Genomic DNA, 19,424 nt, shown 5'->3' with positions numbered 1-19,424 from the left:
CTTAGAAAAACTTAGTGTAAATAGAGTATGTGAAGAAACATTAAATATATATAAAGAACTAGCTGTATAAATAGTTAATGAATAAAATGGGGGTAAAAAATGAAAGTTCTATCAACAGGTATGGGGTGGATTGAATCGACCCCAGGTGGATTAAATCGATACTTCTCTGATTATCTAAAAGCTATGCAAATCAACGGTCATGAGGTGCGAGGGTTAATAACAGGCAATGGAGCAGAGCTTGATATCCCTGATTATATGATTGACACTTCAAAAGGGGTTTCTTCCGCTCATGTGATAAATCGCGCTAATCTATTTCGCAATTCTATCAAAAACTTAATTTCCACCTTTCAGCCAGATATAATTAACCCACATTTTGCTCTATATTTTTCACTTGTGAATCAGAATTTAATTCCTGACCATATACCAATAGTGACACATTTTCATGGTCCATGGGCACAGGAGTCTACTGTAGAAACTACCCGCAACCTAATAATGAATGTTAAGAATAAAAGTAAAAAAAGTTTAGAGAAAATAACATATAGACGCTCTGATTCTTTTATTGTTCTAAGTGAATATTTTAAAAATATATTAATGGAAGACTATGGGATAGATGAAAGTAAAATTAATATTATTCCTGGGGCAGTAAATACAGAATATTTCCAACCAGCAGAGGACAGGGAGGAAATAAGAAGGAGAAAAGGAATAAACATTACTGATAAAGTATTGTTTTGTGCAAGAAGGCTAGTGAGAAGAATGGGGATAGATAATCTTGTGAAAGCAATGGGGAAAGTAGTTGCAGAGTATCCCCATACAAAGCTATACATAGCTGGTCAGGGTTATTTAAGACAAGAGTTAGAATCATTAATTAGAAATTTAAGGCTTGAAAATAATGTCTATTTGCTGGGGAAAATTCCAAACGATGAACTTTTAAACTGGTATCAAATCGCCGATCTTAGTATTGTACCGACAATCACATTAGAGGGATTCGGATTGGTGACAGTGGAATCTTTAGCATGTGGAACACCAGTATTAGGGACTCCTTATGGAGGAACAAAGGAAATCTTGCAAAAATTAGATGAACAACTAATGTTTAGAGACAGTTCTGATCAAGCAATAGCAAGTAAGTTAGAAGATATTTTATCTGGACAATTGAAACTTCCCAATCGTGAGCATTGTAGAAAGTTTGTAATGGAAAATTACACATGGGATAGAGTAGTCGATGCAGTATGTACTGTTTTTGATAATAGTATGAATAGAAAAACTATTGACATTTATAACTAAAAAGGATGGCGAGATGATTGAAATCTGCACTGATTACTGGGATAACTGGTCAAGATGGAGCTTATTTAGCACAATTGCTATTAAATAAAGGATATAAAGTGTTTGGGTTACTAGCCAGAAGGAGTACAGATACATTATGGAGACTAGAGTATCTGCAAATTAAGGAAGAAGTGGTATTAGTTGACGGAGATATGACAGACCTGTCTTCTTTGATAAGAGCATTACAGTTAGCCAAACCTGATGAAGTATATAATTTAGCGGCGCAAAGCTTTGTTGGGACCTCTTGGGAACAGCCAGTATTAACAGGCAATATCACAGGTATAGGAACAGTGAATATTCTGGAGGCTATAAGGTTAACGAATCCAGGGATAAAATTCTATCAAGCATCAACAAGTGAAATGTTTGGATTAGTACAGGAGGAGATTCAAACAGAAAAAACACCATTTCACCCTAGGAGCCCTTATGGAGCGGCTAAGTTATACGCACACTGGATGACAATTAATTATCGAGAAAGCTATAAAATGCATACTTCTTGTGGCATTCTTTTCAATCATGAGTCGCCATTGAGGGGAATTGAATTCGTCAGCAGAAAAATCACAGATGCTGCGGCAAGAATAAAGATGGGGATACAAAAGGAATTGAGGCTGGGCAATATAGAAGCCAAAAGAGATTGGGGCTATGCAGCAGATTATGTAGAAGCAATGTGGCTAATGCTGCAACAAGAATCAGGAGATGATTACGTTATATCTTCTGGAAGAACAACAACTGTACGCAGACTTTGTGAAATCGCCTTTAGCTATCTTGATTTAAATTATCAAGACTATGTAGTGATAGACCCTCAATACTACCGTCCAGCAGAAGTGGATGTTCTTTTGGGAGATTCATCGAAAGCGAAAAGAAAGTTAAATTGGAGAGCAAAGACAGAGTTAGAGCAGATGGTAAAAGTAATGGTGGATGCGGATATACAGAGAATAAGTAAAGAAATAAACCGCTATCCTTCTCTTTTTCCTAAATTAGCAAATTTATAGAAAGTTAACTTTGAAGTAGTCAAGAACTGCTTCTTTTTTATGCATAAAAATGGCAAAAAGGAGGGGAGCCAGTGAAGCCGGTTGGAAAGATTAAAGTAATGTTCTTAGTACACACGGCAATAATTGGAGGAGGAGAAAGAAGTTTAATTGATATATTGACCTATATCAACAAAGAAAGATTCCAGCCCACATTAGTATGCTTTGAAGAAGGTCCACTTGTGGAAAGGGTCTCTGAAATTTCTGGTGTGAATGTTGCTGTCATTCCATTTTCCGATAAAGTATTGAAGTATAACAGAGATGAAAAAAGTACATTAAGGTTCTTGTCCATATTCTCTTTATTTGTCCCAATGGTTAGGCTTTTTTCTTTCATGTATAAGAATGAGGCAAAGATTGTTTATTCTAATTCGATGAAAGCTCATTTCATTGGACTTGTTGTTGGGAAGCTGGCATTTAAAAAAGTTATCTGGCATGTAAGGGATATTATTGATGGTGGAATAAATAAGAAATTATTTGTTTTGCTGTCAAAGTTTCCGGACGAAATTATATGTATTTCAAAGTCTGTATCCAGTCAATTTGGAAAAACAGAGAAGATAAAAATTGTTTATAACGGGATTCGTCCACTGGAGGAGGCTAGTAGTCATGAAGGAATTTAGAGTAGCCATTATTGGTCAGATTGCGAGATGGAAAGGGCAGGATGTGTTCATTAAGGCAGCAAAGCTTTTGCACCCAAAGTATCCCGAAAGCAAATTTTTGATAATTGGAGATGTATTGTTTACGAAAGAAGAAGAACTTCAGTACAAGAATCATTTAATAGAATTAGCGAAGGATTGTAATTATATTCAGTTTCTAGGTCATAGAGAAAACGTTTTGGAATTACTGAAAGATATCGATATCCTAGTGCATGCTTCTACTAGAGCAGAGCCTTTTGGCAGGGTGATTATTGAAGGAATGGCTTCTAGAAAGCCAGTTATCGCAGCTGGGATAGGAGGACCATTAGAAATTATTGAAGATGGAGTAACTGGAATCTTATATCAACCAGGAAATGCTGGAGAATTGGCTTCTAAATTGGATAGATTAATAAAAGATGAAGAACTATATCAATCTATTTCAAATAAAGGGTACGAGACATATCAGCAAAAGTTCAATGTTTTAAACACGGTTTCTAAAGTAGAAGAGTTTATAGAATTGGTTTCTAATAAATGATTGAAGGTGGTTTGGTGGAATTAATATCCATTTGCATTTGTACTAGAAATAGAGTAGATGATTTGAAGAGTGCGATACATTCTATATATCAATCTACATACAAAAACTTTGAGATCATTATATCTGACGACAGTACAAATGATGAGTCGGAAAAAATGGTCACCAAAGAATTTCCAAAAGTTAAATATATACAGGGGCCTCAGAAGGGACTTTGTTTTAATAGGAATAATGCATTAAAGCTTGTAACAGGATCGCGGGTTATGTTTATGGATGATGATGTTATCATGTCATATGATTTTCTAGAAAAAATCATAAATGGATTAATGAAGATAGAACCCGCAAAACGTAATAGGGCAATTATGACTGGAATAGAAATAAATAATGGTTCTGAAGTGTATCCGAACAAAATTGATTTTTTAGGGTTTCAGACTAAAGCGTATAAAAAAAAGGAGCCATTAAACACAATTGTTATCAATAGTACTATTTTCCCTTTACAGATGTTTAAAAAAATTCAATTCGATCAACAGTTAGTTTATGGATATGATGAAGTTGATATAGCAGCTAGAGCACTTGCGCTAAATTATAAAATATATCTATGTAAAGATGCTATAAATAATCATTATCCCTCTGCAATTAATAGAGATTATTATCTGCCATATAAAGAAGCTTCCAGAATATATGTAACATTTAAAAAGTATTATAAGCTTGAACAAAGTATAGCAAAAGCGTTCTTTTATTTAGGTTTTTGTTATGTTCACATGTTAGGCTATCAAGTTAAGAAAAACAATATAAAAGCGTTTTCTTCAACTGCTAATATTATGAAGAGAGCAATAGAGTATATAAGAAACTTAGAAGGTGAAATTTCATTTTACAAGGAAAAGGAAAAAGAGAATGAAATCTAAAAATAGGTTCTTATCGAACTTTATTCAGACATTTCAAAGTGAATTTATATTAATTATCATTACTCTAATTTCAGGGATTATAATTGCAAGAGTTTTAGGACCAGCGGGGAGAGGAGAATACTTAGCAATTACAATTTGGGGCAACCTATTAATGTGGTACTTTCATTTAAATATATATCAAACAGTCATTTATTATTGGCACAAAATGAAGAATAACAGAGAAGATTTATTGAAAACTTTGGCTGTGGCCAGCCTTTTTCTAGGAGTAGTTGCCACACTAGTAGGCGAATTTATAATTATTCCTTATGTAATGCCGAGTTTAGATAGTCAAGTTTTAATAGCGGCACGTTTATTTCTACTAGGGATTATACCAGGCATTATAAGTGAGGTTATCTTGGGAGCACTAGCGGCTGAGGAAAAATTTTCATTTGCGAATATGATGAGGATAATAAATCCAACTATTTCTACTATCTTTCTTATAATCATTTATTATATGGGGTTACTTGAAGTTTCAAGTGCTTTATATATATTACTTGGCACTAATGCTATTATTGCAATCGCTACATTTTTCATAGGATACAAAAATAACTATTTCTCAGGGAACTTCCACTGGGAATTGATGAAAACTTTATGGTATGGAATGAAAGCTCAAGGAGGAACTGTTGCGGGGGCAACTTCAGCCAATGCTACTCAATTAGTATTGTCAGCGATGCTGCCGCCAGCTGCACTTGGCTTTTATTCAGCTTCGGAAAGCTCAGTCAAGCCTTTGTCCACAATATCTACAGCATTGCAAAGAGTGAGTTTTCCAAGGTTAGCTGGATTATCTGCAGATCTTACACATCAAAGAACTTTGCGAATATGGACAAATAGCTTTATTGCAAACTCTATAACAGCTCTACCTTTCGCATTGCTACTTCCTTTATTGATACCAATCGTTTATGGGAAAGAATATATTCCATCTATTATACCTGCTGAAATATTAATTATTTATACATTTGTAAGAGGGCAATCAATGATTATTAGAAATTCAATAAATGGTTATGGAAAAACCTTTATAAATACAACGACTGAAATAATATCCACCATTTTTATCTTTATCACTCTATCATTTACAGTAAAACATTGGGGAGTAATAGGCGCCAGTGTTATTGCTGTTTTATCATCTATACTAAAACTTATCCTATATTTAGTAGAATATAATAAACATATCCATCAATTGAAGCTGGTATATTTAATACCTAGCTTAGCAGACTTCAAGGCAGTGATAATGGCTGCATTTAGTATTGTAAGAAAGGGAGTGCGGAAACGAGGAAGAATTAATAGCAAAATGGAAAGGGAAGTGTCTAAATGATAAGAGTAGCTTTTATCCTTTTGGTTCATCAGAATCCAGACCAGATAATTAGGTTAGTAAATAAGTTAGACTCTCCTCATACTGATCTTTATATACATATTGATTCTAGGGCGGGAAAGACATTTATATTGAAGCTTAAAGAGAAACTAGAAAATAAAAAAAATGTGTATTTCATTAAAAATTATAAATGTTATTGGGGAGATTTTAGTTTAGTAAGAGCAACTTTGGAGGGATTGAGAAATGCTGCAACCGCAACTATCAAATATGATCATTATATACTACTAAGTGGTCAAGATTATCCAATATATCCAATCGAAGACATATTAAATTTCTTAGAGAAGAATAGGGAGAAATCTTTTATAGAATACACTAAGTTTTCCGAGATTAATTGGTATGAAGGTGGTTATGCCAGAACAAAGTATTGGTTCTTTAGGAGATTGCAGAGAAAGAAAGGAAATCCTTCGTTTTTAAATAAGGCAGTTTCCAAAACATGGAGTATTGTTAGAAAAAAGCTACCTGTAAGAAGGTTTCCTAATGATTTTCAGCTATATGGAGGATCCCAATGGTGGTGTCTAACAAATGAAGCAGTTCAATTTATTCTAGAGTACTTGCGTGAATACCCTCGTTTTGAAAAATTTTTTCATCATGTCGAAATACCTGATGAGATAATCTTTCAAACATTAGTGTTGAACTCACCATATAAAGATAAAGTTGTAAATGACAATTTAAGATTTATGATATGGAGAGACACGACTAGCAGCCCCTCCATATTAATAGATAAAGATTATTACAGGATAGTCAATAGCGCTTCCTTATTTGCAAGGAAATTTGATATAAAAAAGGATACAAAGATACTTAAATTAATCGATGATTTTCATTTTGATATTCAAAACCTTGATAGAGAAAGGAGTAAGCTATGATTGCTAAAATGAAAGAGAGAATACCTTTAAACTGGAAGATAAATTATAAGTATTATAAATCAGCTACAAAATTTGTGATTCCATATGGAAAAAAGGATTTAAAAATATTTGTCACTATTGCATCTGATTATGGAAATTTAGGAGATATTGCTATTACTCAGACCCAGATTGCTTATTTGCAGACTGTATATCCTAGTTATAATATAATCAGTGTTTATGCTAGTGAAACATATAGTGCCATGAAAGAAATGAAAAAAAAGTGCAGCGAAAAAGATATTATTACCATTATAGGCGGGGGAAATATGGGGGACTTATACAAGTCGTACGAAGAGTATAGAAGAACCATCATAAAATATTTTCCTAAAAATAAAATAATATCATTTCCTCAAACAATCGACTTTTCCGAAACAGAATCAGGAAGAAAGGCACTGCAAAAAACGCAAGAAATTTATTCGAGACATAGAAACCTACATCTATTAGCTAGAGAACCTATTTCATATGAAATAATGAAACGACTGTTTCCTTATAATAAAGTTTACCTTGTTCCTGATATTGTTTTATCACGAAAAGAGGCTGAGCCAATTTTAAGTAGAGAGCATATTCTAGTTTGCTTAAGGAATGACATGGAAATTAACCTAGAAGAGTCTTTTAAAAGAACCCTCATAACTTTATTAGAAGGCGAAGTGGAACCATTAGTGTATTATGATACACATATAGGCGATGGCGAAATAACTATGAGTAAAGGAAAAGAGGAATTAGAGAAGATATTTCATGCTTTTAAGAAATCCAAAATAGTTATTACCGATCGATTACACGGCATGATTTTTTGTGCAATAACCAAAACTCCGTGTATAGTTTTCCAAAATAGTAATCACAAAATAGAGGGTACTTACAATCAGTGGCTAAAGGGAATAGAATATATAAAATTATTGGATCCAACTGATATGGATACTATTAGAAGAGCGATTAAAGAGTTGAAAGAGATAGATTTGGATAAATGTGATATTTATAACTTCGAATTGGAATTTCAACCTTTGTTAGATGCACTTAACAACTAAAAGAAAAATGGGGTGTTAAACATTGAAAACAGCCATCATCCACGACTGGTTAGTGGTCTACAACGGGGCGGAAAAAGTGCTGGAGGAGTTACTCAAACTATTCCCAGATGCAGATCTATACAGTACGGTCGAACATCTAGAAGCCAAAGACCGGCATTTTATTCAAAATAAACAGGTGAAAACAACCTTTATACAAAATCTTCCTTTCTCGAAGAGGAAGTATCGTAATTATCTTCCTCTTATGCCGTTAGCAATCGAGCAATTGGATCTATCTAAATACGATTTAATCATCTCCAGTTCTCATGCAGTTGCAAAGGGAGTGATAACAGGTCCGGATCAGCTCCATATTTCTTACGTATATTCGCCAATACGCTATGCCTGGGATTTGCAGCATCAATATTTAAGGGAATCGGGTCTTGAAAAGGGGATAAAAAGCTGGATAACAAGGTTCATTCTGCACTATGTTCGTAACTGGGATTATCGAACAGCTAATGGTGTGGATTTTTTTATGTGCGTATCTGACTTTATTGGGCGGAGAATTTGGAAGACGTATCGGAGGGAAGCAAAGACAGTATATCCTCCAGTAGATGTATCTGCGTTTACGTTAAGAGAAGAGAAAGAAGACTTTTATTTAACCGCCTCACGGATGGTACCGTACAAAAAGATAGATACCATTGTAGAATCTTTTTCTTTATTGCCAGACAAGAAACTAGTTGTCATAGGAGATGGTCCGGACTTTAAGAAAATTAAAGCAAAAGCTGGGTCAAATGTTATGTTGATGGGGTACCAGCCTTTTGATGTATTAAAGGACTATATGCAGCGTGCGAAAGGCTTTATTTTTGCTGCGGAAGAGGATTTTGGAATTGCTCCATTAGAAGCACAAGCATGTGGAACACCTGTTATTGCATACGGGAAAGGCGGATCTCGGGAGACAGTTAGAGGATACAATGAATCTACCAGTCCAACAGGGCTCTTTTTTTATGAACAAAATGTGGAAGCAATTGCGGCGGCTGTCCAAAAGTTTGAGCAAATCCAGATAAATTCGATTGATTGCCGAAACCACTCCTTGTATTTTTCGAATGAACGTTTTCAAAAAGAATTTAAAGCGTTTATTGATACCAAAATCAATGAATGGAGAATAGAAAAAGCTTTAGCAAGTGAAAAAGAGGCAACTTCTGAACACTGGCTGCATAAGAGAAAGAAGGCATGATAAAAAGGAGGCATTCCCATGAAAACAGCAATTATCCATGATTGGCTGGTAGTTTATAATGGGGCAGAAAAAGTATTAGAGGAGATACTCAAGATTTATCCAGATGCAGACCTTTACAGTACAGTCGATTACTTAGATGAGAAAGATCGGCATTTTATTCAACATAAGAAAGTGAACACGACTTTTATTCAAAAGCTTCCTTTTTCGAAGAGGAAGTACCGTGTGTATCTTCCTTTAATGCCATTAGCCATTGAACAATTAGATTTATCTAAATATGATCTCATTATCTCTAGCTCCTATGCTGTAGCAAAAGGGGTCATAACTGGACCAGATCAGCTTCATATTTCATATGTTCATTCTCCTATTCGCTATGCTTGGGATCTTCAGCACCAATATTTAAAAGAAGCAGGGATGGATAAAGGAATAAAAGGATATTTAACTAGATTTCTACTGCACCAAATTCGTAATTGGGATTATCGAACAGCAAATGGTGTAGATTTTTTTATGTCTAATTCTGATTTTATCGGAAGAAGAATCTGGAAGGTTTATAAAAGAGAATCCCAAACAGTATATCCGCCCGTGGATGTCTCAAAATTTAGCTTTTATCCAGACAAAGAGGATTTCTACCTTACTGCTTCCAGGATGGTTCCTTACAAGAAAATAGATACAATAGTGGAAGCATTTTCTCTGATGCCAGATAAGAAATTATTCGTAATTGGAGATGGTCCGGATTTTAAAAAAATGAAGGCGAAAGCAGGTTCAAATGTTCACTTGATGGGCTATCAATCCTTTGAAGTGTTAAAAGACCATATGCAGCGGGCAAAAGGCTTTATCTTTGCAGCGGAAGAAGATTTTGGCATAACCCCTCTAGAAGCGCAGGCTTGTGGTACGCCAGTCATTGCTTATGGAAAAGGGGGGTCCTTAGAAACGGTAAAAGGATACAATGAATCGCCTCATCCAACTGGGTATTTCTTCTATGACCAAACACCAGAAGCGATAAGAAGGGCTGTGGAGCAATTCGAACGATTACCATTCAATCCAGTCCATTGTCGAGAGTATGCTTTGAATTTCTCTCCGGAACGGTTTCGTACAGAATTCAAACAGTTTATAGAGGAAAAAATAGCGCACAAACAGCAAATTTGGGAAAAGACAACGAATATCAATGTAGTAAAATCTTATATCATTTCAGACGTTCACTGGACAAAGAAACAATCAATCAGTTAGGAGCGATGATGATGTTATTAAATGAGGAGTTAGCGAGAGATTGTTTTTATCAAGTTAACAAAGAAAATACATGGAAAGAGTTAAATAGCCAAATGTATATTTGGAATGAGCAAAAAAATACGTATTACAAGATTGGAGAAATAGGGACTGTGATATGGGAATATTGCAAGTATCCGATAAGTGAGCAGCAAATCGTAGCAATGCTAATGGAGGACTATGAAGTTTCAAAAGAAGAATGTGAGCAGCAAGTAGAATATTTTTTAGCAGAATTATTAGCAGATAATTTACTAGTAAAGGTAGATTTAAAAGGATGCCTAGAGTGATACGGAAAGTCAAGAAATTTATCAAAATGGATTTTAAACTAAAATGCCTAATGATGGAGGCATTTATTTTTTTGGCAAGAGGTAGGTTTTTGAAACTATTGCCATTCGCGAAAGTTGCTCCTAGTCTGGGTGAAGAATCGATGGAAACGGAAGTTCAGGTAAATGGCAATGAAAAGATGATAAAAGATGTATCATTGGCGATTGAGACGATGAGCAAATATACATTTTGGGAAAGTGCCTGCCTTGTCCAAGCAATTGCAGCAACGAGAATGTTAAATAGAAGAAAGATTGCAACCACTTTATATCTAGGTATCGCTAGGGACCAAGCAGGCAAAATGGAAGCACATGCATGGGTTAGAAGTGGTTCGCATTATGTGACAGGTGCACGCGGTAAACAACGTTTTACCGTTGTGAATACATTTGCCGGTGGTATGAGTAAAAGAGGTGAAAAGAATGAAGGGATCAGAAGAAATTGATCTGCATAGCTGTTCCAATGAACTGCAGTTGTTATTAAGGCTATTGAATGAGGAAGAAGACTCCATAAAACTGATAGAAGAATTTCATAAAAAGGTAGATTGGAAGGAGTTTCTTCAGCTAGTTTATTTTCATAAAGTGTATCCATCCATCTATTTAAGACTGTCTAGTATAGACTCTCCCTATTTGCCTAACAACGTAGTCAAAATAGTAGAGGGTTTATATAAAGACAATACAATCAAAATGCTCCAATTGATCAAAGAACTAGATAATATTTCAACTGCATTAACGAAGAATGAGATCCGCATGCTGACTTTAAAAGGACCAATTCTTTCCTATTATTTGTACGGAGACTTATCTTCCAGAACTTCCAACGATCTTGATATTCTGATTTCCTTTCAAGATTTAAAGTCAACGATAGAAATCCTTCAAGCAAAAGGATATGAAATGGAGTATGAACCACCACGAAAATTAAAAGACTGGCAAAAAAGAAACCATCATCTTGAATTCCTTCATAAAGAGAAAAATTGCAAAGTGGAAGTGCATTGGAGACTTCATCCCGGTCCTAGTAAAGAGCCGAGCTTTGCAGACTTATGGAATAATCGCAAAACGGTGTCTATAGGGTCAACAGCATTCTATACTTTAGGTGAGGAAATATTGTGCTATTATCTTGTTTCACATGGGGCACGTCATGGCTGGTTTCGTATTCGGTGGTTAGAAGATATTGTGCAAATATTGAAGAGAGAAGAAGATATTAATAGTTGTCCCAGAGTCTTTATGGAAAATCAAGCCTGCCACCTCTATCAACAAGCGCTCTATTTAGTTGAAAACCTACAATTAAGCTCAAAAAGGTATCAGAGAAAGATAAATAAGCAATCGAAGGGACTCGCACAAAAGGCTTTTCTATTCATGAGAGAAAGAATCAACTTTTTTCATCCTCCAGACAAGACATGGGATAAGGAAGGAAAAAAGTATCTATTTAAGATGAAACCATTTAAGCAGAAGGCAGCTTACATCATTCGGAAATTCTATGCCAATTCATGGGACGCAGAAGTGCTTCCTTTACCAAAATCATTGCACTTTCTTTATCTTCCATTAAGACCGATTTTATGGCTGTGGCGAGTAATTTTAAAGCAAAAAGTTTCACTTAGGAGACTTTAGAAAATGAGAAATCTTATTGTTTTTTTTAAGAAACTGCAGGCAGTTACTGGAACGAAGATGTATCTTAATATTTTTCTTAGCATTCTAATAAGTGCCCTTGAAGGAATTAGCATTTATCTTTTAATACCAATGCTTTCTGTTATTGGATTGTTGAATATGCAGATAAATGATCTGTTTCCTATTACTTTAATAGTAGCAGCAATGGAAAAGCTGCCTTTTCAACTAAATTTGACTTCTGTCTTATTAATTTATCTTCTATTGATAAGTGGTCAGGCTCTGTTGCAACGGAGTCAAACGATTTTAAATACAGATATCCAGCAGAACTTTATTAAACAATTACGAATAGAGACATATGAATCACTTATCAAAGTGAAGTGGGAATATATGCTGAGAAAAAGAAAGGCGGATTTTAACTATATTCTCACAACAGAAATATCACGAGTCGGCGTGGGAACACATAGTATTATCCAATTAATCAGCATTGTATTTTTTACTATTGTTCAAATAATGCTGGCTTTTCTCTTATCACCATCCTTAACAAGCATAGTCTTAATAAGTGGTGGGTTACTTAGTATTTTTATGAGGAAATTCGTGAGGAATTCTAAAACAATCGGCAAAGAAACAACAGAGTTAATGAACGATTACTTTGGAGGAATTACAGAACAGTTTAGTGGAATGAAAGATATGAAAAGCAATATGCTTGAGCCATCTTTCTTTGATTGGTTTCAGTCTAAGTCTCATTTAATTCACCATAATGTGATGAATTTAGTTCGCTTAAACGCTAAGTCTGTATTCATTTATCGGCTGATGGCTGGTTTCTTGATTGTCCTTTTTGTTTCTATTTCTTTTTCCTTTCTTAAACTTCCGCCAGAGAAGCTTATGGTAATTATCTTGATTTTTTCAAGATTATGGCCGCGGTTTTCCTCCTTGCAAAGCAATGTAGAACAAATAGTTTCTATGTTTCCGGCATTAGATCATGTTCTGCGTGTTCAAGCGGAAAGTAACAAAAGCCAAGAATGGAGCACCTTTCGCACAAGTGAATGGGAGCCATTTCTTCTAAAACAGGCAATAGAATGTGACCATGTCTATTTTCGCTATCAACCATTACAGGAAGACTGGACACTAACAAACGTAAATATTCATTTTCCACTTAAGAAAACAACCGCAATAGTTGGGCCGTCAGGAGCAGGAAAGACGACATTAGTCGATTTAGTAATGGGCTTGCTGCAGCCTGAAAAAGGCAGATTGCTTGTAAACGGAAAATCGTTGACAGAGGATGAGTTACTGTTATATCGGAATTCCATTAGTTATGTTGCTCAGGAGCCTTTTTTATTTCATAGCAGCATTCGAGATAATTTATTAATGGTTGCACCAAAGGCGACAGAACTGGAATTATGGCAAGCTTTGTCATTTGCTGCTGCAGAGAATTTTGTTAAACAGATGCCGGAAGGATTGGATACGGTTATTGGAGATAGAGGAATAAGGCTTTCAGGGGGAGAGCGCCAGCGTCTTGTTTTGGCGAGGGCCATCTTGAGAAAACCAGCTATTCTCATACTAGATGAAGCAACAAGTGCATTAGATAGTGAAAATGAACTGAAGATTCAGCAGGCTATTGATCGATTAAAAGGGAAAATGACGATAATCGTAATCGCGCATCGTTTATCAACGATTCGAAATGCAGATAAGGTATTAGTCTTGGAATCTGGAAAGGTAATACAAGAAGGAGAATATAAGCAATTGGCGCAAACAAAGGGAGCGTTAAGAAAAATGCTTGTTTCCCAAGAATTAGCCGGAAATCAAACATTGGCTTAATTTCAAAAAGGAGAGGATGAAATTGAAACTTGTTTTATTGTCTGGCGGCTCTGGCAAACGTCTATGGCCGTTGTCCAATGATGCCCGTTCAAAGCAGTTTCTGAAAGTGTTAACCGATGCAGAGGGCAATAAGGAATCGATGGTTCAAAGAGTATGGGGACAACTAGAAAAAAATGATCTTGCTAAGGATTCGCTGATTGCAACAAGTAAATCACAAGTGGAAATGATTCAAATACAAGTGGGAACACAAGTGCCGATTGTGGTGGAACCAACAAGAAGGGATACATTTCCAGCAATTGCTCTAGCTGCTGTCTATTTATATTCTGTTAAAGGCTGCAGTCCTCAAGAAGTAATAGCAATACTTCCTGTTGACCCTTTTGTAGAAAATCACTTTTTTTCAAAGGTAAAGGAGCTTGAGAAAACGCTGATAGAAAGTAATGCAGAGCTTGCTTTAATAGGAGTGCAGCCAACCTATCCTTCTGAAAAATATGGATATATGGTTCCTTTTGATGAAGAAGAGAGGAGTTATATGCGAGTATCCGCCTTCAAGGAAAAGCCGAGACGAGAAGAGGCAGAAAGACTAATAGAAAGTGGCGGATTATGGAACAGTGGGGTGTTTGCTTTCCGAATCGAATATCTGCTTAATATCTTGTTGGAAAGAGGCTACCCTATTCAATATGAACAACTAGTAAGTCAATATCACCTATTACCCCAGAATAGCTTTGACTACGAGGTGGCAGAGAAGGCAGAGCAAGTAATTGCTTTATCTTATACGGGCTATTGGAAAGACCTTGGAACCTGGAATACGTTAACAGAGGAAATGCAAAATCCGATTAGTGGAAAGGGCTTTGTTAGTAAAGGGATCACCAATTCTCATATTGTAAATGAGTTGGATATTCCTATTACATTAATTGGTTTAGATGATGTGGTGGTGGCGGCAAGTCCAGATGGTATTTTAGTAACAAATAAAGAGGATAGTCTGCAAGTGAAGGAAATATTAAAAGACCTAATAGAAAGACCTATGTTTGAAGAGAGAAGGTGGGGCTGGTATAAGGTGCTAGAGCACACGAAATATCTCGAAGGAAATGAAGTTTTAACAAAAAGAATATGTGTAGAAACCGGGAAGAATCTGAGCTATCAAGTTCATTACAAACGAAGTGAGGTATGGACAGTTGTTAAAGGAGAGGGTGTCCTGGTATTGGATGATCAACTACAGCATATTCGGTCAGGGGATGTTATTCATATACCTCTAGGAACAAAGCATGCTTTAAGAGCAACAAGTACAATGGAAATTATTGAAGTGCAGACTGGCAGTGAGCTAGTTGAAGAGGATATTTATCGATTCTCTCTAGAATGGAAACAAATAATGAATGAAATAACCTTTAAAAATCTCGCGATAAATTTATAAACAGGTATTGCTAGGAAGGCTTTAGTATGATATGTTCTTAATAAAGAATAAGGTGAGGGAACACTACTTAATATTCGTATTTTTTTAACTGTTTCGTTCTTTATTAAGAATAAATGAGGGTGAAGTACAATAAATGAGTGGTATAGCTGGAATCTTATATGAAAATCAAGCGAGCATAGCAACGGAGTATGCTGGGAAAATAATGAATGGGTTTCAAGGATTCCCTTCCGATGATATTCAAGTATATAGCAGGATGAATATTTTTCTTGGCTGTCATGCACGGTGGATTACACCAGAATCAATGGGAGAGAGAAATCCCTATTACGATAAAACGAGCGGGGTGGTAATTACCTCTGATTCTATTATCGATAACCGAATGGAATTGTTTCAATCCCTGCAGGTTGATCGTTCCTTGCAGCAAACTATTTCTGATACGCAGTTAATCCTTCTTGCTTATCTTAAATGGGGGGAAGAAACTCCGAAATATCTGATTGGAGATTTTGCCTTTTTTCTTTGGGATGAAAGGCAGCAAAAGTTATTTGGTGCAAGAGACTTTTCGGGAAGCAGAACTTTATATTACGTGTATAAGGATAGGCAGTTTTACTTTTCAACAATAATAGAATCGTTATTGAAATTACCAAATGTTAAGCAACGGTTAAATGAGGAATGGCTAGCTGAATATTTAGCTATTGCTGGGGTAGTAGATACGGTTGATTCTTCCATAACGCCTTTTGTCGGGATTGAGCAAGTGCCGCCATCACATAGCATCACAATTGAAAAAGGAAGGAAAAAAGTAAAGAGATATAGTCAGATAAGCTCGGAAGTAAAACCAATACATCTACCTAGTGATAATGACTATGTAGAAGCATTTCAGGAGATTTATCAATCAGCTGTTCAAGCAAGGCTTAGAACCCATAAAAAGGTGGGGTCTCAGTTAAGTGGTGGATTGGATTCAGGATCGGTTGTCAGCTTAGCAGCCAAACATCTTCCAGAAGATGCTGGCTTACATACTTTTAGCTATATACCACCTAAAGATTTTATTCCATTTGGTCCGAAGAATTTAGTAGCCAATGAATCATCCTTTGTACATAAAACAGTGAATTATATTGGCCGTTTGCAGGATCATTATCTGGATTTCGAAGGGAAGGATTCCTACAAACAGATAGACGAATTTTTAGAAATAATGGAAATGCCCTATAAGTTTTTTGAAAATTCCTTTTGGATTAAGGGGATTTTTGAAGAGGCGCAAAAACGGGACATTGGTATTCTTCTGAATGGAAATCGCGGAAACCTGTCTATATCGTGGGGAGGGGTGCAGGATTATTTTCCTCTTCTGCTAAAACAATGTAGATTGCTTAAGCTCTATAAAGAAGTGGAAGCATATAGCAAAAACATTGCAAGACCGCGGAAAAGGGTTGCTGCGATGGTGCTTAGAGAAACTTTTCCTTTTTTAAATCAGCAAAGGAAGAAATATACAACGGGAGGGCCGCCGCCGCTGATTAATCCAGAGTTTGCAGCGAAAACAAGAATATATACGAAATTAGCAGAAGCAGGAATGGATGCAACAGGATGGTTTTCTGAATTAAACGCATTTGAGCAAAGGAGAAGACATTTTGATGACTTATTTCACTGGAATGCTTCCAATACATTCATGACCAAACTTTCGCTGAAATATGGATTAATCAGTCGAGACCCGACAAATGATATACGAGTTATTCGTTTTTGTTTGTCTATTCCAGAAGATCAGTATGTACAGAAGGGAATGGACCGTGCCCTGATAAGAAGAAGTACGGAGGGGTATTTGCCTGATGAAATACGACTGAATCAGCAAATAAGAGGGGCTCAAGGGACGGATTGGCTTTATCGAGTGATTCCCCATTGGAAGAGTCTATTGCAGGAGGCTAGGGAGGTTTCAAAAGATCCAGTGATTCTTTCTTATATCAATTACAATTGCTTGAAAAGGGGACTGGATAAGTTAGGAAAAGGAGCAAATTCTGAATACGCAGTGGATCCTGATGTCCGAGCATTGTTCAGAAGCATTATCGTGTATCGGTTTCTAAAGAAGCTAAAATTGGCAGGATGAGTAGGAAGATACTAGATCTTTCAACTTGAAAGGAGGTGATAAGATGAACAAGCTTGAATGGAAAGAGCCGAACTTAGAAGTTTTAGATGTAAAAGAAACGATGGCAGGACCATTTAATAACAATAAGTTAGATGCAACGTATGAAACGGGAACGCCATTCCCTGATCTTGGCTGGAGCTAATGCTCAATTCCACTTTTAGGACATAATAGTTATATTTTTTCAATCTGCCTCCATCCTTCGCTGCTAAGAAGGTTGAGGCTTTTCTTTTTGATAGGATAAGGAAGAAGGTGTAGGAGGGACATATGATAACAAAAAGTGCATTTCGTTATTATGCTTTTGGATGCCATGTGTACAGCGAATTCATGCTGCCGGAGTTATGTAAAGAAGAAAAGGTAGAAGCCATTCCAGAACTGGTGATTAAAGAAAAGGACCTGCGGGAATATTGGAATGCTAAAGCAAAGGCAAATAACTATTTTGTCATAGAGAGGGATATGGTTCTCTTCCATGTTCCAAATATCGCGATATTCTTAATCGAAAAAGGAGAAAGCATTTCTATCACGTTGTTGTCGGCAAATAAAATGGATGAAATGCGCCTCTATTTATTAGGTACATGTATGGGTATTCTGCTCATGCAAAAACGAATTCTTCCTCTTCATGGCAGTGGAATTGTGATAGAGGGAAAAGTATATGCCATTGTAGGGGACTGTGGCGCGGGCAAGTCCACATTAGCAAGAGCATTTTTACAAAAAGGCTATAAATTGATAAGTGACGACATTATTCCAGTCCAATTAAATAAAGGCGGAAATCCAATTGTTATCCCTATCAAAAGTTATGGCTTGAGAGTTTGCATGAGTTTGAAATGACTAATCGTTCTTTCAAACCGATTGCTTATCGAGAAGAGAAATTTAGTGTGCCGATAGAACAGCAGTTTGAAACAAGCTGTCTCCCGCTGGCAGGCATCTTTGAGCTCACAAAAAAGGATGGAGAGAAGATTGAAATAAAAGAAAAACGGAAACTTGAACGGCTGCAAATATTGTATAAGCATACTTTTCGGAACAGCTTTCTACAACCATTAGGTTTATTGGAATGGCACTTAATAACCACATCTAAATTCTTAGAAAGTACCTCTATTTATAAAATCGAGCGGCCGAAATCGCGCTTTACTGTAAATGAACTGGTAGAACTTATTTTAACAAAGCAAAAGGGAGAAGAAGACAAATGAGGAAAACACAAACGCAAATAGATAAACAGACGATCGTTGTGCAAACCCTAGGACATATTGTGAGTGATATGAATGGAGAAAAAGTAATGTTAAGCATTGCGAATAGCAAATACTATAATTTAGGTCATATTGGCGGCGATATTTGGGAATTAATAAAGGAGCCAATCTCGATTGACCGAGTGGTAGCTACCTTAATGGAAAAGTATGAAGTAACACAACGAAAATGCGAGCAGCATGTTTGTTCCTTCTTGGAAACATTAAAAGAGGAAGGTTTGATTACAATAAAGAGTACCTAAAGGAAAAGAGGTGAATGAATGATTGGCGAAAGAATTCGATATTTACGTCAGCGAAAAGGTTATTCGTTATCTAGGTTGGCAAAAGAGGCAGAGGTATCTAAAACATACTTAAGCAACATCGACAGAGGCTTACAAAATAATCCCTCTCTACACTTCTTAGAAAAAGTAGCAGCTAAACTAGGAACAAGCGTGGAATACTTAATTAGTGATGATTTTGAAAAGGATATGCTTAATAATAAAGCAAGCAGTAAAGGGACAATCAAATAGATACAAGAGCCATCAAAAGATACATAGTTAAACTTTGCTAAAGGGAAAGTAATCCCCTTTCTGCCTACTTTCCCTGCAATCCCTCCTAAAAGATTTTAATCCTCCCATCGTTCTTCATTTTCATTCATTATGTTATTCATACAATTACAGCAGACAGACATCCTTTAAGGTTGAGTAAATTAATATACATATAATAGAAG

General features: G+C 36.0%; 21 protein-coding genes. All 21 read left to right on the top strand.

Translation table 11 applies throughout. The features are described 5' to 3' along the window. Window positions 1-99 precede the first annotated feature (99 nt). Window positions 100-1,281, top strand: a complete 1,182-nt coding sequence (locus NSQ92_RS20030; protein ID WP_061799524.1) for a glycosyltransferase family 4 protein — start codon at window positions 100-102, stop codon at window positions 1,279-1,281. Window positions 1,282-1,298: 17 nt separating this feature from the next. Next, window positions 1,299-2,309, top strand: a complete 1,011-nt coding sequence (gene gmd / locus NSQ92_RS20025) for a GDP-mannose 4,6-dehydratase (protein ID WP_061799522.1) — start codon at window positions 1,299-1,301, stop codon at window positions 2,307-2,309. Window positions 2,310-2,380: 71 nt separating this feature from the next. After that, window positions 2,381-2,962, top strand: a complete 582-nt coding sequence (locus NSQ92_RS20020; RefSeq protein ID WP_061799520.1) for a hypothetical protein — start codon at window positions 2,381-2,383, stop codon at window positions 2,960-2,962. Beyond that, on the top strand, window positions 2,949-3,512 hold the full coding sequence (locus tag NSQ92_RS20015) for a glycosyltransferase (RefSeq protein WP_061799518.1): 564 nt from the start codon (window positions 2,949-2,951) through the stop codon (window positions 3,510-3,512). The genes NSQ92_RS20020 and NSQ92_RS20015 overlap by 14 nt, the downstream gene beginning before the upstream one ends. Continuing rightward, a complete protein-coding gene (locus NSQ92_RS20010) occupies window positions 3,509-4,414 on the top strand; it encodes a glycosyltransferase family 2 protein (protein ID WP_061799516.1) in 906 nt (301 codons plus the stop codon). Before NSQ92_RS20015 ends, NSQ92_RS20010 begins: the two co-directional genes overlap by 4 nt. Next, window positions 4,404-5,765, top strand: a complete 1,362-nt coding sequence (locus NSQ92_RS20005; RefSeq protein WP_061799514.1) for a lipopolysaccharide biosynthesis protein — start codon at window positions 4,404-4,406, stop codon at window positions 5,763-5,765. The genes NSQ92_RS20010 and NSQ92_RS20005 overlap by 11 nt, the downstream gene beginning before the upstream one ends. Continuing rightward, the gene (locus tag NSQ92_RS20000; protein ID WP_061799511.1) at window positions 5,762-6,685 is read left to right on the top strand and encodes a beta-1,6-N-acetylglucosaminyltransferase; all 924 of its coding nucleotides are present in this window, start codon (window positions 5,762-5,764) and stop codon (window positions 6,683-6,685) included. Before NSQ92_RS20005 ends, NSQ92_RS20000 begins: the two co-directional genes overlap by 4 nt. Continuing rightward, a complete protein-coding gene (locus NSQ92_RS19995; protein WP_061799509.1) occupies window positions 6,682-7,743 on the top strand; it encodes a polysaccharide pyruvyl transferase family protein in 1,062 nt (353 codons plus the stop codon). Before NSQ92_RS20000 ends, NSQ92_RS19995 begins: the two co-directional genes overlap by 4 nt. 22 nt (window positions 7,744-7,765) lie before the next feature. After that, window positions 7,766-8,953 (top strand): glycosyltransferase family 4 protein, encoded by a 1,188-nt coding sequence (locus NSQ92_RS19990; RefSeq protein WP_061799507.1) that lies wholly within the window; start codon window positions 7,766-7,768, stop codon window positions 8,951-8,953. A gap of 18 nt (window positions 8,954-8,971) precedes the next feature. Continuing rightward, complete coding sequence (locus NSQ92_RS19985) at window positions 8,972-10,177, top strand: glycosyltransferase family 4 protein (RefSeq protein WP_061799505.1); 1,206 nt, start codon at window positions 8,972-8,974, stop codon at window positions 10,175-10,177. A gap of 5 nt (window positions 10,178-10,182) precedes the next feature. After that, a complete protein-coding gene (locus NSQ92_RS19980; protein WP_144547076.1) occupies window positions 10,183-10,500 on the top strand; it encodes a PqqD family peptide modification chaperone in 318 nt (105 codons plus the stop codon). Further along, window positions 10,488-10,976: a lasso peptide biosynthesis B2 protein gene (locus NSQ92_RS19975; protein WP_061799501.1), complete on the top strand. Its 489-nt coding sequence runs from the start codon at window positions 10,488-10,490 to the stop codon at window positions 10,974-10,976. Before NSQ92_RS19980 ends, NSQ92_RS19975 begins: the two co-directional genes overlap by 13 nt. Beyond that, the gene (locus NSQ92_RS19970; protein ID WP_061799496.1) at window positions 10,954-12,135 is read left to right on the top strand and encodes a nucleotidyltransferase domain-containing protein; all 1,182 of its coding nucleotides are present in this window, start codon (window positions 10,954-10,956) and stop codon (window positions 12,133-12,135) included. Before NSQ92_RS19975 ends, NSQ92_RS19970 begins: the two co-directional genes overlap by 23 nt. 3 nt (window positions 12,136-12,138) lie before the next feature. Continuing rightward, on the top strand, window positions 12,139-13,947 hold the full coding sequence (locus NSQ92_RS19965) for an ABC transporter ATP-binding protein (protein WP_341153150.1): 1,809 nt from the start codon (window positions 12,139-12,141) through the stop codon (window positions 13,945-13,947). Window positions 13,948-13,969: 22 nt separating this feature from the next. Continuing rightward, window positions 13,970-15,355, top strand: coding sequence for a sugar phosphate nucleotidyltransferase (locus NSQ92_RS19960; protein ID WP_341153149.1), 1,386 nt, complete (start codon window positions 13,970-13,972; stop codon window positions 15,353-15,355). A 133-nt stretch (window positions 15,356-15,488) separates the two neighbouring features. Continuing rightward, window positions 15,489-17,438, top strand: a complete 1,950-nt coding sequence (locus tag NSQ92_RS19955; RefSeq protein WP_341153148.1) for an asparagine synthase-related protein — start codon at window positions 15,489-15,491, stop codon at window positions 17,436-17,438. Between the two features lie 43 nt (window positions 17,439-17,481). Next, window positions 17,482-17,619 carry a paeninodin family lasso peptide gene (locus NSQ92_RS19950; RefSeq protein ID WP_123258429.1) on the top strand — a complete coding sequence of 46 codons (138 nt, stop codon included), beginning with the start codon at window positions 17,482-17,484 and terminating at the stop codon, window positions 17,617-17,619. Between the two features lie 122 nt (window positions 17,620-17,741). Further along, window positions 17,742-18,302 carry a hypothetical protein gene (locus NSQ92_RS19945; protein WP_341153147.1) on the top strand — a complete coding sequence of 187 codons (561 nt, stop codon included), beginning with the start codon at window positions 17,742-17,744 and terminating at the stop codon, window positions 18,300-18,302. Further along, entirely contained in the window at window positions 18,299-18,661 is a 363-nt protein-coding gene (locus tag NSQ92_RS19940) for a hypothetical protein (protein WP_341153146.1), read from the top strand. Before NSQ92_RS19945 ends, NSQ92_RS19940 begins: the two co-directional genes overlap by 4 nt. Then, window positions 18,658-18,957: a lasso peptide biosynthesis PqqD family chaperone gene (locus NSQ92_RS19935; RefSeq protein WP_341153145.1), complete on the top strand. Its 300-nt coding sequence runs from the start codon at window positions 18,658-18,660 to the stop codon at window positions 18,955-18,957. Before NSQ92_RS19940 ends, NSQ92_RS19935 begins: the two co-directional genes overlap by 4 nt. 18 nt (window positions 18,958-18,975) lie before the next feature. Then, entirely contained in the window at window positions 18,976-19,224 is a 249-nt protein-coding gene (locus NSQ92_RS19930; RefSeq protein ID WP_341153144.1) for a helix-turn-helix domain-containing protein, read from the top strand. Window positions 19,225-19,424 lie beyond the last annotated feature (200 nt).

The organism is Niallia sp. FSL M8-0099, from assembly GCF_038006945.1.
In the GTDB taxonomy this organism is placed as follows: domain Bacteria; phylum Bacillota; class Bacilli; order Bacillales; family Cytobacillaceae; genus Niallia; species Niallia circulans.
Note: the sequence above shows the minus strand (reverse complement) of the source record. Positions and strands in the feature narration are given on the sequence as shown.